The organism is Amycolatopsis viridis (genome assembly GCF_011758765.1).
Classification (GTDB): Bacteria; Actinomycetota; Actinomycetes; order Mycobacteriales; family Pseudonocardiaceae; genus Amycolatopsis_E; species Amycolatopsis_E viridis.
Genome location: NZ_JAANOU010000001.1, coordinates 5417935 through 5432288 on the forward strand (window position 1 = coordinate 5417935; position 14354 = coordinate 5432288).

Annotated in this window: 13 protein-coding genes; all 13 read right to left on the reverse strand. The window is 69.5% G+C overall.

Annotated elements, in window-relative coordinates; translation table 11 throughout:
• Position 1: 1 nt before the first annotated feature.
• The 13 genes from FHX46_RS26775 to FHX46_RS26835 all read right to left on the reverse strand — a co-directional run bounded on the left by FHX46_RS26775 (position 2) and on the right by FHX46_RS26835 (position 14152).
• Positions 2 to 1552 (reverse strand): NADH-quinone oxidoreductase subunit M, encoded by a 1551-nt coding sequence (locus tag FHX46_RS26775; RefSeq protein ID WP_167120470.1) that lies wholly within the window; start codon positions 1550 to 1552, stop codon positions 2 to 4.
• Complete coding sequence (nuoL, locus tag FHX46_RS26780) at positions 1549 to 3444, reverse strand: NADH-quinone oxidoreductase subunit L (RefSeq protein WP_167120474.1); 1896 nt, start codon at positions 3442 to 3444, stop codon at positions 1549 to 1551. Before nuoL ends, FHX46_RS26775 begins: the two co-directional genes overlap by 4 nt.
• A 12-nt stretch (positions 3445 to 3456) precedes the next feature.
• Entirely contained in the window at positions 3457 to 3756 is a 300-nt protein-coding gene (gene nuoK, locus FHX46_RS26785) for an NADH-quinone oxidoreductase subunit NuoK (RefSeq protein ID WP_167100885.1), read from the reverse strand.
• Positions 3753 to 4550, reverse strand: coding sequence for an NADH-quinone oxidoreductase subunit J (locus tag FHX46_RS26790; protein WP_167120477.1), 798 nt, complete (start codon positions 4548 to 4550; stop codon positions 3753 to 3755). The genes nuoK and FHX46_RS26790 overlap by 4 nt, the downstream gene beginning before the upstream one ends.
• A gap of 73 nt (positions 4551 to 4623) precedes the next feature.
• Positions 4624 to 5190, reverse strand: coding sequence for an NADH-quinone oxidoreductase subunit NuoI (nuoI, locus tag FHX46_RS26795; protein ID WP_167120480.1), 567 nt, complete (start codon positions 5188 to 5190; stop codon positions 4624 to 4626).
• On the reverse strand, positions 5177 to 6514 hold the full coding sequence (nuoH, locus tag FHX46_RS26800; RefSeq protein WP_167120481.1) for an NADH-quinone oxidoreductase subunit NuoH: 1338 nt from the start codon (positions 6512 to 6514) through the stop codon (positions 5177 to 5179). The genes nuoI and nuoH overlap by 14 nt, the downstream gene beginning before the upstream one ends.
• On the reverse strand, positions 6514 to 8979 hold the full coding sequence (locus tag FHX46_RS26805) for an NADH-quinone oxidoreductase subunit G (protein ID WP_167120483.1): 2466 nt from the start codon (positions 8977 to 8979) through the stop codon (positions 6514 to 6516). Before FHX46_RS26805 ends, nuoH begins: the two co-directional genes overlap by 1 nt.
• Entirely contained in the window at positions 8976 to 10256 is a 1281-nt protein-coding gene (gene nuoF, locus FHX46_RS26810; RefSeq protein WP_167100898.1) for an NADH-quinone oxidoreductase subunit NuoF, read from the reverse strand. Before nuoF ends, FHX46_RS26805 begins: the two co-directional genes overlap by 4 nt.
• Positions 10253 to 10996 (reverse strand): NADH-quinone oxidoreductase subunit NuoE, encoded by a 744-nt coding sequence (gene nuoE, locus FHX46_RS26815; RefSeq protein ID WP_390622644.1) that lies wholly within the window; start codon positions 10994 to 10996, stop codon positions 10253 to 10255. The genes nuoF and nuoE overlap by 4 nt, the downstream gene beginning before the upstream one ends.
• Complete coding sequence (locus FHX46_RS26820; RefSeq protein WP_167120486.1) at positions 10993 to 12384, reverse strand: NADH-quinone oxidoreductase subunit D; 1392 nt, start codon at positions 12382 to 12384, stop codon at positions 10993 to 10995. Before FHX46_RS26820 ends, nuoE begins: the two co-directional genes overlap by 4 nt.
• Before the next feature lie 43 nt (positions 12385 to 12427).
• Positions 12428 to 13180, reverse strand: coding sequence for an NADH-quinone oxidoreductase subunit C (locus tag FHX46_RS26825; protein ID WP_167120488.1), 753 nt, complete (start codon positions 13178 to 13180; stop codon positions 12428 to 12430).
• A 6-nt stretch (positions 13181 to 13186) separates the two neighbouring features.
• Positions 13187 to 13729, reverse strand: a complete 543-nt coding sequence (locus FHX46_RS26830) for a NuoB/complex I 20 kDa subunit family protein (RefSeq protein WP_167100907.1) — start codon at positions 13727 to 13729, stop codon at positions 13187 to 13189.
• 12 nt (positions 13730 to 13741) lie between these two features.
• A complete protein-coding gene (locus tag FHX46_RS26835) occupies positions 13742 to 14152 on the reverse strand; it encodes an NADH-quinone oxidoreductase subunit A (protein ID WP_167120490.1) in 411 nt (136 codons plus the stop codon).
• Positions 14153 to 14354 lie beyond the last annotated feature (202 nt).

Here is a 14354-nt window from a genome sequence, read left to right on the forward strand (position 1 = left end):
TTCACTGGCCTCCGTTGAGTGCGGAAAGCGTCGCGTCGACCGACGGGGTCACCGTGTCCAGCACGGGTTGGGGGTAGAAGCCGAGGCCGATGACCAGCACGACCATCGGCACCAGGATCGCCAGCTCCCGGCCGCCGAGGTCCCGGATGGTCCGCCGGGCGCCCAGTTCCGGGGCGATGGCGGCGCCCGGGCCGCCTCCGGCGCCGACCAGCGCGGTCCCCCGCACCGGGCCGTTCATCAGGCGCTGGTACAGCCAGAGCACGTACGCCGCGGCGAGCACCATGCCGACGGTGGCGAGGATCGAGTACACCGGCTGGGTCTCGAACGCGCCCAGCAGCACCAGGAACTCACTGACGAACGAGTTGGTACCGGGGAGGGACAAGGTGGACAGACCGGCGACGAGCAGCATGCCGCCCAGCAACGGGGTGAGCTTGTACATCCCGCCGTAGTCGGAGATCCGGGTGGAGCCGCCGCGGGCGATCACCAGGCCCAGCACCACGATCAGCATGCCGGTCGCGAGGCTGTGGTTGAGCATGTAGGTGACCGCACCGACGGTCGCCTGCTGGGTGAAGGCGAAGATGCCCAGGGCGATGAACCCGAAGTGGGCGATGGACACGTAGGCGACGAAGCGCTTCATGTCCTGCTGCCCGGCGGCGAGGATCGAGCCGTAGAGCACCCCGATCACGGCGAGCACCAGCACCAGCGGCGCCAGGTCCTTGCTGGCCTGCGGGAACATCGGCAGGCAGTAGCGCAGGAACCCGAACGTGCCCACCTTGTCCAGCACACCGACCAGCAGCACGGCCACGCCGATGGGCGCCTCACCCGCCGCGTCGGGGAGCCAGGTGTGGAACGGCACGAGCGGCGCCTTGATCGCGAACGCCAGGAAGAACCCGAGGAACAACCAGATCTGGGTGCTCGCCGGCGCGTCCCGGACCACCGTGACCAGCGTGGCCCAGTCGAAGGTGCCGTGCCCCAGCTTGTCGGCGGCGAGCGAGTAGGCCCCGATCGCCGAGGCCAGCATGATCAGACCGCCGAGGAAGGAGTACAGGAAGAACTTGACCGCCGCGTACTGCCGGTTCGCGCCGCCGTAACCGCCGATGAGGAAGTACATCGGGATCAGCATGATCTCGAACAGGACGTAGAACAGGAACACGTCGGTCGCGGCGAACACCGCGATGGTGATGGCTTCCTGCACCAGGATCAACGCGAGGAAGCCACCCGCGCTGCGGTCCTGCGGCAGCTTGTCCGCCGTGCCGAGGGCGCCGATGACGATCGGCACCAGGAAGGCGATCACGGCGATCATCACCAGGGCGATGCCGTCGATCCCGAAGGAGATGTGCACGCCGAAGCTCGGGATCCAGTCCATCGAGCTGGTGTGCTGCAGGCGGGCGCCGCCGGGGTGGTACGTCGCCCAGGTCGGGATGATCATCGCCAGCTCGACGAGGGAGAACACCACCGCGGTGACGGTGGCGAGCCGGTCGTTGCGGCGCAGCCCGGTGACCACGCACGCGCCGACCAGCGGCCAGAGGATGAGGGCCAGTACCCAGGTCATGAGAACCTCACCATCAGCAGTGCGGCGACGAGGACGAACGAGCCGGCCAGCATCGACAGGGCGTAGGAGCGGACGAACCCGGTCTGGAGCCTGCGCAGCCGCCCGGATCCGCCGCCGAGCGCGGCGGCGAGGCCGTTGACCGCACCGTCGACGCCCCGGCTGTCGAGGTACACCGAGAACCGGGTGAGCCACATGCCCGGGGTCGCCACCAGTGCCTCGTTCAGCGCGTTGCCGTACAGGTCCTTGCGGGCCGCCTTGACGACGGCCGAGACGTTCTCGGGCCGCTCGACCGGGGTGTCGCGGCGACCGACGACGAGCCACGCGACCAGCACGCCGAGCGCGGACAGGGCGACCGTGATCCACGGGATGAGCGAGTGCGGGATCGCGGTGTGCCCGGCCTCGCCGAGCTCGCCCAGCGCGGGGGCGAGCCAGTTCGACAGCCGGTCGCCGAGGGCGAAGAACGCGCCCGCGCCGACCGAGCCGATGGCCAGCACGATCATCGGCGCGGTCATCACCGGCGGCGACTCGTGCGGGTGGTACTCCTCGCCCTCGGCGGTGCGCAGGTCGCGCCAGCGTTCCTTGCCGAAGAAAGTGAGCAGCATCAGCCGGGTCATGTAGAAGGCGGTGAGCGCGGCGCCGAGCATCGCGGCGAGACCGAAGACCCAGCCGCGCCAGCCCTCCTGGCCGAACGCGGCCTCGATGATCGCGTCCTTGGAGAAGTAGCCCGACAGGAAGGGGAACCCGATGAGCGCCAGGTAACCGAGCCCGAAGGTGACGAACGTGATCGGCATGTGCCGGTACAGGCCACCGAACTTGCGCATGTCGACCTCGTCGCGCATGCCGTGCATGACCGAGCCGGCGCCGAGGAACAGCCCGGCCTTGAAGAAACCGTGCGTGAGCAGGTGCATGATGCCCAGCGCGTAGCCGAACGGCCCGAGTCCGACGGCGAGCATCATGTAGCCGATCTGGCTGACGGTCGAGTACGCGAGCACCTTCTTGATGTCGTCGTAGGCGCAGCCGATGACGCACCCGATCAGCAGGGTGACCGCGCCGACGAGCGTGACGATCAGGCGTCCCGCCTCGGTCTCGTTGTAGATCGGGTTGGCCCGCGCGACCAGGTACACACCGGCGGTGACCATCGTGGCGGCGTGGATCAGGGCCGACACCGGGGTGGGGCCCTCCATCGCGTCCGGGAGCCACGCCTGGAGCGGGAACTGGCCGGACTTGCCGCACGCACCGAGCAGCAGCAGGATCGCGATCGCGGTGATCACCGCGGGCGGTGCGTCGCCGATGCGGGCGAACACGCCGGCGTAGGTGACCGTGCCGAGGTACTTGAACATCAGGAAGATCGCCAGCGCGAGCCCGACGTCACCGACGCGGTTCATCAGGAACGCCTTCTTCGCCGCGGTCGCGGCGGACGGGCGGTCCGAGTACCAGCCGATCAGCAGGTAGGACGCCAGGCCGACACCCTCCCAGCCGAGGTAGAGCGTCACGAAGTTGTTGCCCAGCACCAGAACCAGCATGGAAGCCACGAACAGGTTCAGGTAGCCGAAAAAGCGACGGCGGTCGCGGTCCTCCCTCATGTAGCCGATCGAGTAGATGTGGATCAGCGCGCCGACCCCGGTGATCAGCAGGACGAAGACGAGCGACAGCGCGTCGATCCGCAGTCCGAAGTCGATCTGCAGGGAGCCGACCCCGATCCAGGTGAACATCCGGGTGTCGGTCACGTGCCCGTCGCTGCCGAAGAACAGCACCAGGCCGTACACGAACGACGCGATGACGGTCGCGCAGCCGAGCAGGTGTCCCCATCCGTCGGTGCGCCTGCCCCCGGCCAGCAGGACGAGCGCGCCGAGGGCCGGGAACGCGACCAGCAGCCACGATGATGCGATCACTGAGTAGCCCTCTCAGTACTTGAGCAGGTTGGTGTCGTCGACCGACGCCGACCGGCGGGTGCGGAAGATGGCCATAATGATCGCCAGGCCGACGACGACCTCGGCGGCGGCGACGACCATCACGAAGAACGCCATCACCTGGCCGTGCAGCCCACCGTTGATGCGGGAGAACGTGACCAGGGACAGGTTCACGGCGTTGAGCATCAGCTCGATGCACATGAACACGACGATGGCGTTGCGCCGCACCAGCACGCCGACCGCGCCGATGGCGAACAACAGGGCTGACAGGAGCAGGTAGTAGGTGGGGGTCATTCCTCGTCACCCTTCCCGACCAGTGCGCGGGCGCCGGGCTCCGGTTCGGTGCCCTCGACCTGCTTGCGCTCGGCTTCGAGCCGCGCGGTGGGTGTGGACTCGATGATCGTGGACAGCGACTCGGGCGCGACCGAGCCGTCCGGCAGGATCGCGGGCGTCGTGACCGAGTGGGAGGTGGCGAACACGCCCGGCCCGGGTTTGGGCGAGATGCGTTCGTACTCGCCGCGGAACCGGGCCTCGACGAGTTCCTTCTGCGTCCGGTGGCCGCGCTTCTCGGTGAAGGCCAGCACCATCGCCCCCAGCGCGGCGGTGATCAGCAGCGCCGAGGTGAGCTCGAACGGGAACAGGAAGTCGGTGAAGATCAGCCGGCCGAGCCCGCCCGGCGTGCCGTTCGGCGCGGGGGCCGGGGTGACGTTGGCGAACGCCCGGGTGAGCGCGGTGGCCAGCAGCCCGGCGATGCCGATGCCGAGGATGCCGCCCCACAGCCGCTGCCCGCGCAGCACCTCGACGACCGAGTCGGAACTCTCCCGCCCGACGAGCATCAGCACGAACAGGAACAGCATCATGATCGCGCCGGTGTAGACGATGATCTGGGTGAACCCGAGGAACGGCGCCTGCTGGACCATGTAGAGGATGCCCAGCGAGAACATCGTGAGGGCCAGGAACAGCGCCGAGTGCACCGCGTTGCGCGCGAAGATCAGCCCGAGCGCGCCCAGGAGCGCGATCGGACCGAGGATCCAGAACGCGACGGCCTCGCCGGTGGAGACCGTCTCCGCGGCCTGTGCCAGCACCATCACCGCACCTCCTCGGGAACGGCTCGCGCGGCGGCCCAGCGCGAGGGCTGGGGTGCCCGGGGTGTCGGTGTCCTCATTGGATCGCCTCCTCGCGGGAGGTTTCCACGGTCTCGCCGGGCGGGACGCCGCGGCCGCGGGCCAGTTCCGGGCCGTGCACGTAGTAGTCCTGCTCGTCGTCCCCCAGGCGCATCGGGTGCGGCGGTTGCTCCATGCCCGGCAGGAGCGGCGCCAGCAGGTCCTCCTTGGTCCAGATCAGCTTCTGGCGGTCGTCGTCGGCCAGCTCGTAGAAGTTGATCATCGTCAGGCTGCGCGTCGGGCAGGCTTCGATGCACAGGCCGCAGCCGATGCACCGCAGGTAGTTGATCTGGTAGTCCTTGCCGTACCGCTCGCCGGGCGAGTAGCGCTCGTCCTCGGTGTTGTCGCCGCCCTCGACGAAGATCGCGTCCGCCGGGCACGCCCACGCGCACAACTCGCAGCCGACGCACTTCTCCAGCCCGTCCGGATGCCGGTTGAGCTGGTGCCGGCCGTGGTAGCGCGGGGCGGCCGGGGCACCGATCTCCGGGTACTCCTCCGTCGCCACCTTCTTGAACATCGTGCCGAAGGTGACGCCGAAACCCTTGATGGGGTCAAACAGTCCCATCGGAACCCTCCTTCCCGGCGCCCACCTGCGCGGGCTCCGAAGTCCGGCCGGCGACCCGGCGCCTGCGTTTCCCCGTGCCCCGTTCGGGCACGTCGGGCACGCGCAGGTCCAGCGGCGGCAACGGGAAACCACCGCCGGTGACCGGCACCGAATCGCCACCGGCCTGCTTCTTCTCCGGCACCAGCAGCGCGATCGCGACCGCGACGACCACGACGATCGCGCCACCGATCAGGATCTGGGCGGTCGTCAGGCCACCGTTGTTCCGGATGGCGCGGATCGTCGTGATGATCAGGATCCACACCAGGTTCGCCGGCACCAGGACCTTCCAGCCCAGCTTCATGAACTGGTCGTACCGGAACCGCGGCAGCGTGCCGCGCAGCCAGATGAACCCGAACAGCAGCGCGAACAGCTTGATCGTGAACCAGATCAACGGCAGCCAGCCCCGGTTCAGCGGTGAGTCGAGCCCGACGAACGGGAACATCCAGCCGCCCAGGAACAGCGTCGTCGCGAACGCCGACACGATCACCATGTTCACGTACTCGGCGAGGAAGAACATCGCGAACTTCATCGACGAGTACTCCGTGTGGAACCCGCCGACCAGCTCAGACTCCGCCTCCGGCAGGTCGAACGGCGCGCGGTTCGTCTCGCCGACCATCGAGATCAGGTAGATCGCGAAACTCGGCAGCAGCAGGTAGAAGTACCAGCCCCCGGCCTGCGCGTGCACGATGTCGCCGGTCGACATCGACTGCGAGTACAGCACCACGCCGACGATCGACAGACCCATCGCGATCTCGTAGGAGATCACCTGCGCCGCCGACCGCAGCCCGCCGAGCAGCGGGTACGGCGACCCGGACGACCACCCGGCCAGCACGATCCCGTACACCCCGACCGACGAGCAGGCCAGGATGACCAGCACCCCGACCGGCAGGTCGACCAGCTGCAGCACGGTCTGCTCGCCGAAGATCGACACCTGCGGGCCGAACGGGATGGCCGCCAGCGCAATCAGCGCCGGTACCGCGGACAGCACCGGGGCGAGGAAGTAGACCTTGCGGTCGGCGCCGTCCGGGATGATCTGTTCCTTGAACGGCAGTTTGATCGCGTCCGCGAGGGACTGGAAGTAGCCGCCGGGGCCGACGCGGTTCGGGCCGGGCCGGTTCTGCATCCGGCCGATCGCCTTGCGCTCCCACACGATCAGGAACACCGTCAGGAGCGGACCGATCAGCAGGATCACGACCGTTTTGAGCAGGACCAGCCACCACGGGTCGTCCGCCAGCAGCTGCGCCCGGGTCATCTGCTCGGGCACCTGGGCCAGTAACGGAGACATCAGCGCGCTCCCTCGATGTTCACGACCGACCCGTGCCCGGCGCCGAGCGTCTTGCGCACCCGCGAGCCCTCCGAGTTGCCCGGCAGCCACACGACGTCGTCGGGCAGGTCGGCGATTTCGACGGGCAGCGTGATCGCGCCGCGGTCGGTGGAGACGGTCACCTCGTCGCCGAGGCGCGCCGCGGTGCGGGCCGACACGCGGGCAACCACGGCGCGGGCGGTCCCGGCCAGGTTCGGCTCCTCCGCCTGCAGCGAACCCTCGTCCAGCAGCTGCCGCCAGCTCGCCAGCCGCGCCTGCCCGGGACCGGCGTGCCCGGCGGCGCGCGGCGCGCCGGACTCCCAGAACTTGCCGTGCACGGCGTTCGACGAGCCCAGCCGGGCGAAGTCGCCGCGTGCGGCCGCCGGGGTCTGGGTGAACAGGTCGGCGTCCATCTCGACGGCGAGGGTGTCCAGCACCCGGCAGTCCGGCAGGGCGCCGGTGCCTTCGAGGGTCGTGTCGAACTCGCGGCGGCGGCCCTCCCAGTTGACGAAGGTGCCGGACTTCTCGACGACCGGCGCGATGGGCAGGACCACGTCGGCGTGCTCGGTGACCGTGCTCGCCCGCATCTCCAGGCTCACCACGAACTCCGCTCTCCCCAGCGCCTGCCGGGCCAGTGCCGGGTGCGGCAGGTCGTCCAGGTCGACCCCGCCGACGACCACACCGGACAGGTAACCGCCGGCGAGCGCGCCGATGATGTCGTTCGTGTCGCGGCCCGGTTCGGCCGGCACGGGCACCCCCCAGGCCGCCTCGACCTCGGCCCGCGCGGCCTCGTCGGTCACCGGACGGCCGCCGGGCAGCAGCGTCGGCGCCGCACCCGCTTCGAGCGCGCCGCGTTCACCGGCCCGGCGCGGGATCCAGGCGACCTTCGCACCGGTCCGCGCGGCCAGCCGGCGCACCGCGGCGAACAAGCCGGGCACCTCGGCCGCCCGTTCCCCGACCAGCACGACCGCGCCATCCGCGCTCAGCGCCGACTCGACGTCGGGTGCGTGCTCGGGGATCCCGTCCAGCGCCGCCGCCTCGGAGCCGGGCACGCAGGCCAGCAGCTCACCGGAGGTCTTGCGCACCGAGGGCGTGGTCCACTGTCCCAAGTGGACGACTCGAGTGCGCTTCTTGCGGGCGGCCTTGCGCAGCCGGAGGAAGACGATCGGCGCCTCCTCCTCGGGTTCGAACGCCACGCACAGCACAGTCGGCGCGTTCTCGATCGCACCGAACGTGACGCCGTCCTCCGGCGTCGTGCCGACCACCTCGGCGGCGAGGAACTCCAGCTCCTCCGGCGAATGCGCCCGCGCCCGGAAGTCGATGTCGTTGGTGCGCAGGGCGACCCGCGCGAACTTCGCGTACGCGTAGGCGTCCTCCAGCGTCAGGCGGCCACCCGCGAGCACCGCGGCACCGCGGCTGTCCCGGGCCCTGGCCAGCCCCTCCGCGGCGATCCGCAGCGCCTCGGTCCACGGCGCCTCCCGCAGCTCACCGGAGGCGTCCCGCACCAGCGGCCGACGGATCCGGTCGGCCGCCGTGGCGTACCGGAAGGCGAACCGGCCCTTGTCGCAGATCCACTCCTCGTTGACGTCCGGGTCGTTGGCTGCCAGCTTGCGCATCACCTTGCCGCGCCGGTAGTCGGTGCGCTCGGCGCAGCCGGACGAGCAGTGCTCACACACGCTCGGCGCCGACACCAGGTCGAACGGCCGGGACCGGAAGCGGTACTGCGCACTGGTCAGCGCCCCCACCGGGCAGATCTGGATGGTGTTGCCGGAGAAGTACGACTGGAACGGCGTACCCGACGAGGTCCGCGACGCCAGGTCGAGCACGTCCGCCGTTTCCGCCGTGCCGATCTGCTGGTGCGCGCCGCGCTCCAGCAGGTCGATGAACGGGTCGCCGGCGATCTGCGCGGAAAACCGCGTGCACCGCTGGCACAGCACGCACCGCTCGCGGTCGAGCAGCACCTGCGTGGAGATCGGCAGCGGTTTCGGGAACGTCCGCTTCGTGTCGCGGAACCGGGAGTCGGCCCGGCCGTGTGCCATCGCCTGGTTCTGCAGCGGGCACTCGCCGCCCTTGTCGCACACCGGGCAGTCCAGCGGGTGGTTGATGAGCAGCAGCTCCATCACGCCCTGCTGGGCCTTGTCCGCGACCGGGGAGGTCAGCTGGGTCTTGACGACCATCCCGTCGGCGACCGTCATCGTGCACGACGCCTGCGGTTTCGGCATCGGCCGGCCGCCCATCTCCACCTCGACGAGGCACTGGCGGCAGGCGCCGGCCGGGTCGAGCAGCGGGTGGTCGCAGAACCGCGGGATGACCGTGCCGAGCCGCTCGGCGGTGCGGATGAGCAGTTCGCCCTTCGGCGCGATGACCTCCTCGCCGTCGATCGTCAGCTTGACGTGACCTTCGGGGACGGGCGTCTCGGTCCCGGGGTTTTCCGGCGCGATCGTCATGCCTGTGCTCCCACCAACTCGCGCTTGTTGCTCTCGCACAGGGCGAGGAACTCGTCGCGGAAGTACTTGATGCCGCTGGTGATCGGGCTGACCGCGCCGTCACCGAGGGCGCAGAACGAGCGGCCGAGGATGTTGTCGCAGACGTCCAGCAGCGTGTCGATGTCCTCGGCGGTGCCCCGCCCGTCGACCATCCGCTCCAGGATCTGCGCCAGCCAGTACGTGCCCTCGCGGCAGGGCGTGCACTTGCCACACGACTCGTGTTCGTAGAACTGGGTCCACTTCATCACCGCCCACGGCACGGACACCGTCTCGTTGAACACCTGCACCGCGGTGGTGCCCAGCATCGACCCGGCCTCCGCGGCGCCCTCGAAGTCGAGCGGGATGTCCAGGTGCTCGGCGGTGAACATCGGGGTGGACGAGCCGCCCGGCGTCCAGAACTTGAGCGGGATGCCGTCCTTCATGCCGCCGGCGAGCTCCAGCAGCTGCCGCAGCGTGGTGCCGAGCGGCGCCTCGTACTGCCCCGGGTTCTCGACGTGCCCGGAGATCGAGTAGATCTTCGGGCCCGGCGACTTCTCCCGGCCCATCTTGCGGAACCAGTCGGCACCGCCGTTGACGATGAACGGGACGCTCGCGATGGTCTCGACGTTGTTCACCGTGGTCGGCGCCGCGTAAAGACCGGCCGCCGCGGGGAACGGCGGCTTGAGCCGCGGCTGGCCGCGGCGGCCCTCGAGCGAGTCGAGCAGCGCGGTCTCCTCACCGCAGATGTAGGCGCCCGCACCGGCGTGCACGGTGATGTCCAGGTGGAACCCGGACCCGAGGATGTCCGTGCCCAGGTACCCGGCCCGGTACGCCTCGCGCACGGCCGCGTTGAGCCGCCGGTACGGGTGCAGCGCCTCGCCGCGCACGTAGATGAAGCAGTGGTGCGAGCGCATCGCGTAGGCGGCGATGATGCAGCCCTCGACCAGCGAGTGCGGATCGGCCATCATCAGCGGGATGTCCTTGCAGGTACCCGGCTCGCCCTCGTCGGCGTTGATGACCAGGTAATGCGGCTTGTCCTCGTTCGGTGGCATGAACGACCACTTCACGCCCGCCGGGAAGCCCGCACCGCCGCGGCCACGCAGGCCGGAGTCCTTGATCAGCTGCACGAGCTGCTCGGGCGTGCCGCGCAGCGCCTTGCGCAGCGCGGTGTAGCCCTCCAGCTGTTCGTAGGTGGACAGGCGCCAGGAGTTGGGCGAGAGCCAGCGCTTGGTCAGCACCGGCGTCAGCGGGTCGGTCATTTCGCCTCCACCTCCGGCAACGGCACGTCGTCCGCCATGACCGGGGCGGTCCAGCCCCGTTCCTGCGCGATCCGCGCGCCCCTCAGGGTTTCCGGCGCCTGGGACGGTCCGTCCACCTGCGACCGGTAGATCTCCTCGTCCTCCGGGAAGAAACCGGCAAGCTGGAGCTCCGCGCTCTTGAAGTCGCCGAGCGGGGCGCCGCGCGAGGGCTGCGGCTTCTCCCCGCGCCGCAACGCGTCCACGAGTTCGACCGCGCTGTCCGGGGTCTGCTTGTCGTAGTACTCGTAGTTGACCTGCAGCACGGGCGCGAGGTCGCAGGCGGCCAGGCACTCGGCGTGCTCCAGCGTGATCGACCCCGGCTCACCCGGGGTGCCCGCGGTTTCCTCGTGCCCCAGCGGTTTCCCGTCCGCGCCCAGGTGTTCCTGCAGGGTGCGGTAGATCGCGTCGCCGCCCAGCGCGGCGCACAACGTGTTGGTGCACACGCTCACCAGGTGCTCGCCGCACGGCCTGCGCTTGTACATCGTGTAGAAGGTGACGACCGCGCTGACCTCGGCCTCGGACAGACCCAGCTGCTGCGCGCAGAACGTCACGCCCTCCTGGCTGACGAACCCCTGCACCGACTGGACCAGGTGCAGCATCGGCAGCAGCGCCGACCGGGACTGCGGGTACCGGGACATCAGCTCCCGCGCCCTGGCCACCGTGTCCGCGTCGAAAACCGGTGCTGTGGGCTGTGTCTTCAACGGTCCACTCCTCCCATGACCGGGTCCACGGACGCGACCGCCGCGATCACGTCCGCCACCAGGCCGCCCTCTGACATCGCCGGCAGGGACTGCAGGTTGACGAAACTCGGTTCCCGGACGTGCACGCGCACCGGGCGCGTACCGCCGTCGGAGACCAGGTGGAAGCCCAGCTCGCCGCGCGGCGACTCGATCGGCGAGTACACCTGCCCCGGCGGCACCTTGAAGCCCTCGGTGACGAGCTTGAAGTGGTGGATCAGCGACTCCATCGACTGGCCCATGATCTTGCGGACGTGTTCCAGCGAGTTGCCCATGCCGTCGCTGGAGATCGACAGCTGCGCCGGCCACGCGATCTTGCGGTCCTCCACCATCACCGGGCCCGGCTCGATCTTCTTCAGGCACTGCCGGATGATCCGCAGCGACTGGTGCATCTCCTCGACCCGGCACAGGTAACGGCCCCAGCAGTCGGCGTCCGTCGAGGTCGGCACGTCGAACTCGAACTCGTCGTAGCGCGAGTACGGCTCGATCTTGCGCAGGTCCCACGGCAGGCCCGCGGACCGCAGCACCGGGCCGGTGACACCGAGCGCGAGGCACGCGTCGACCGGCAGGTAGCCGACGCCCTTGAGGCGGTTGCGCCAGATCGGCTGGCCGGTGAACAGCTTGTCGTACTGGGGCAGGCGCTCGTCCATCACCTTGACGAACTCGCCGACCTTCTCCTGCCAGTCGGCCGGCAGGTCCTGCGCGATCCCGCCGGGGCGGATGAACGCGTGGTTCATGCGCAGCCCGGTCAGGTATTCCAGTAGGTGCAGCACTTCCTCACGCTCGCGGAACCCGAACGTCATCGCGGTGGTGGCGCCCAGCTCCATGCCGCCGGTGGCGATGTAGACCAGGTGCGAGCCGATGCGGTTGATCTCGCACAGCAGGACGCGGATCAGCTCGGCCCGCCGCGGCGCCCGGATGCCGAGCAGCTTCTCCACACCCAGGCAGTAGCCCAGCTCGTTGAACAGCGGGGACAGGTAGTCCATGCGGGTCACGAACGTGACGCCCTGGGTCCAGGTCCGGTACTCGCAGTTCTTCTCGATGCCGGTGTGCAGGTAGCCGATGACCGAGCGCAGCTGGGTGACGGTCTCACCCTCCAGCTCGAGCACGAGCCGGAGCACGCCGTGGGTCGACGGGTGCTGCGGGCCCATGTTGATGACGATCCGCTCGTCGTGCTGGGCGTCCTCCAGCACGTCGTCCCAGTCGCCGCCGCTGACGTGGTAGATGCGGCCTTCGGTGGTGTCCCGGGATTCGGCGTACCCGGTGGTGCTGTCCGTGCTGTCCGTGCTGTCGCTGCCCGGCACGGACGTGTCCGTGCCGGTGCTGACGTCCGAGAGCCGTTCCGTGGTCATGCCTGGACACCTCCCCGTTGTGCTCGCTGTGGCCTTCGGGTGGTCACGAGTACGACCTCCGCTGATCGGGGGGCGGGATCTCCGCGCCCTTGTACTCCACCGGGATCCCGCCGAGCGGGTAGTCCTTGCGCTGCGGGTGACCGTCCCAGTCGTCCGGCATCAGGATCCGGGTCAGGGCCGGGTGACCGTCGTAGACGATGCCGAACAGGTCGTAGGCCTCGCGCTCCTGCCAGTCGGCCGTCGGGTAGACCTCCACGATGGACGGCACGTGCGGATCGTCCACGTCCACCGCGACCTCCAGCCGGATGCGCCGCCGGTAGGTCATCGACGTCAGGTGGTAGACCGAGTGCAGCCGCTGCGGCACGTCCGGCCCGTAGTCCACGCCGGACACCGAACTGCACAGTTCGAACCGCAGCCCGGCGTCGTCCCGCAGGATGCGGCACATCGCGACGAGGTGCTCGCGGTCCACGTAGAGCGTGATCTCGCCGCGGTCGACGGTCACCTGGTGCACCGCCTCGGCCGGCACGTCGTTCTCGGCCAGCGCGGCGAAGAACTGGTCGGCGAACTCGTCGAACCAGCCACCGTAGGGCCGTTCCGCGGGCGCCGGCAGGTAGGCCGGCAGCCGCAGGCCGCCGTAGCCGGAGGTGTCACCGCTGTCGCGGACACCGAACATGCCCCGGCGCTCGCGCCCGGCGACGATCGGCTGCGCCGGGCGCGGCCCGCGCGGTTCCAGTCCGGTGTCCGGTCGCTGGGCGCTGGACTGCTCGCCGCCGGACTCGGGGGTTTCTTCAGCCATGCCGCATCACTTCTTCGCGTACTTGATCGACGAGGGGATCAGCTCGGTCTGCTGCCCGGCCTTGAGCGCGGCGCGGCGCGGCCCTAGCGGCTCGTCGGCGATCTTGGCGTGCAGCTTGAGGATCGCGTCGAGCAGCATCTCCGGCCGCGGCGGGCAGCCGGGCAGGTACATGTCGACCGGGACGATGTGGTCGACGCCCTGCACGACCGCGTAGTTGTTGAACATGCCGCCCGAGGAGGCGCACACGCCCATGGCCAGCACCCACTTCGGCTCGGCCATCTGGTCGTAGATCTGCCGCAGGACCGGCGCCATCTTCTGCGTGACGCGACCGGCGACGATCATCAGGTCGGCCTGCCGCGGGGTCGCGCTGAACCGCTCCATGCCGAACCGGGCGATGTCGTAGCGCGAGCCACCGACGGTCATCATCTCGATCGCGCAGCAGGCGAGCCCGAAGGTGGCCGGCCACAGCGAGTTCTTGCGCGCCCAGTTGACCAGCTTCTCCAGGCTGGCCAGCAGGATGCCGTTGGGGAGCTGCTCTTCGAGTCCCATGACGTCCCTCCCCTAGTTCCAGTCGAGCCCGCCGCGCCGCCACACGTAGGCGTAGGCGAAGCCGACGGTCGCGATGAACAAGACGATCTCCACCACGCCGAACAGGCCGAGCGCGTCGGCCGAGACGGCGAACGGGTAGAGGAAGACCATTTCGATGTCGAACAGGATGAACAACATCGCGGTGATGTAGTAGGCGACCGGCATCCGGCCGCCGCCCACCAGCGGTTGCGGTGACGGCTCGATCCCGCACTCGTAGGCCATCTGCTTCGCCCGGTTGTACCGGCGCGGGCCCACCAGCGGGCCGAGCAGCACGGAGAACACCGCGAAGCCCGCGGCGAGGACGAACAACAGGACCAGTGGCAGGTACATCTCGAGCCCCGGGGACGAGGCGGCCTGCGCGAGGGGACTCGGGGACTGCGACATCAGCACGGTGCTTGCCGTCCTTTCCGCGCCGTTGCGAACGTGTCGCTTGTGAAACTGTTCACAATCTGTCCTGCGACGTTGTGAACCGGTTCACAAAGCATAGGGGCAGTGTAGGACGTGGCTCACATTGTTGTCGCGGGGTGTTTCGGGTAAGGCGAACCTAACCAAAAGACGCCCTGGTGGGGCGCCACAACCGCGAGAC

Bases quoted from the DNA above. Each gene is read 5' to 3' on its own strand.
- nuoK (WP_167100885.1), bottom strand. From the start codon at position 3,756: ATGACCCCCACCTACTACCTGCTCCTGTCAGCCCTGTTGTTCGCCATC.
- nuoH (WP_167120481.1), bottom strand. From the start codon at position 6,514: ATGTCTCCGTTACTGGCCCAGGTGCCCGAGCAGATGACCCGGGCGCAG.
- FHX46_RS26825 (WP_167120488.1), bottom strand. From the start codon at position 13,180: ATGGCTGAAGAAACCCCCGAGTCCGGCGGCGAGCAGTCCAGCGCCCAG.
- FHX46_RS26805 (WP_167120483.1), bottom strand. From the start codon at position 8,979: ATGACGATCGCGCCGGAAAACCCCGGGACCGAGACGCCCGTCCCCGAA.
- FHX46_RS26830 (WP_167100907.1), bottom strand. From the start codon at position 13,729: ATGGGACTCGAAGAGCAGCTCCCCAACGGCATCCTGCTGGCCAGCCTG.
- FHX46_RS26790 (WP_167120477.1), bottom strand. From the start codon at position 4,550: ATGGTGCTGGCACAGGCCGCGGAGACGGTCTCCACCGGCGAGGCCGTC.
- FHX46_RS26775 (WP_167120470.1), bottom strand. From the start codon at position 1,552: ATGACCTGGGTACTGGCCCTCATCCTCTGGCCGCTGGTCGGCGCGTGC.
- nuoI (WP_167120480.1), bottom strand. From the start codon at position 5,190: ATGGGACTGTTTGACCCCATCAAGGGTTTCGGCGTCACCTTCGGCACG.
- FHX46_RS26835 (WP_167120490.1), bottom strand. From the start codon at position 14,152: ATGTCGCAGTCCCCGAGTCCCCTCGCGCAGGCCGCCTCGTCCCCGGGG.
- FHX46_RS26820 (WP_167120486.1), bottom strand. From the start codon at position 12,384: ATGACCACGGAACGGCTCTCGGACGTCAGCACCGGCACGGACACGTCC.
- nuoF (WP_167100898.1), bottom strand. From the start codon at position 10,256: ATGACCGACCCGCTGACGCCGGTGCTGACCAAGCGCTGGCTCTCGCCC.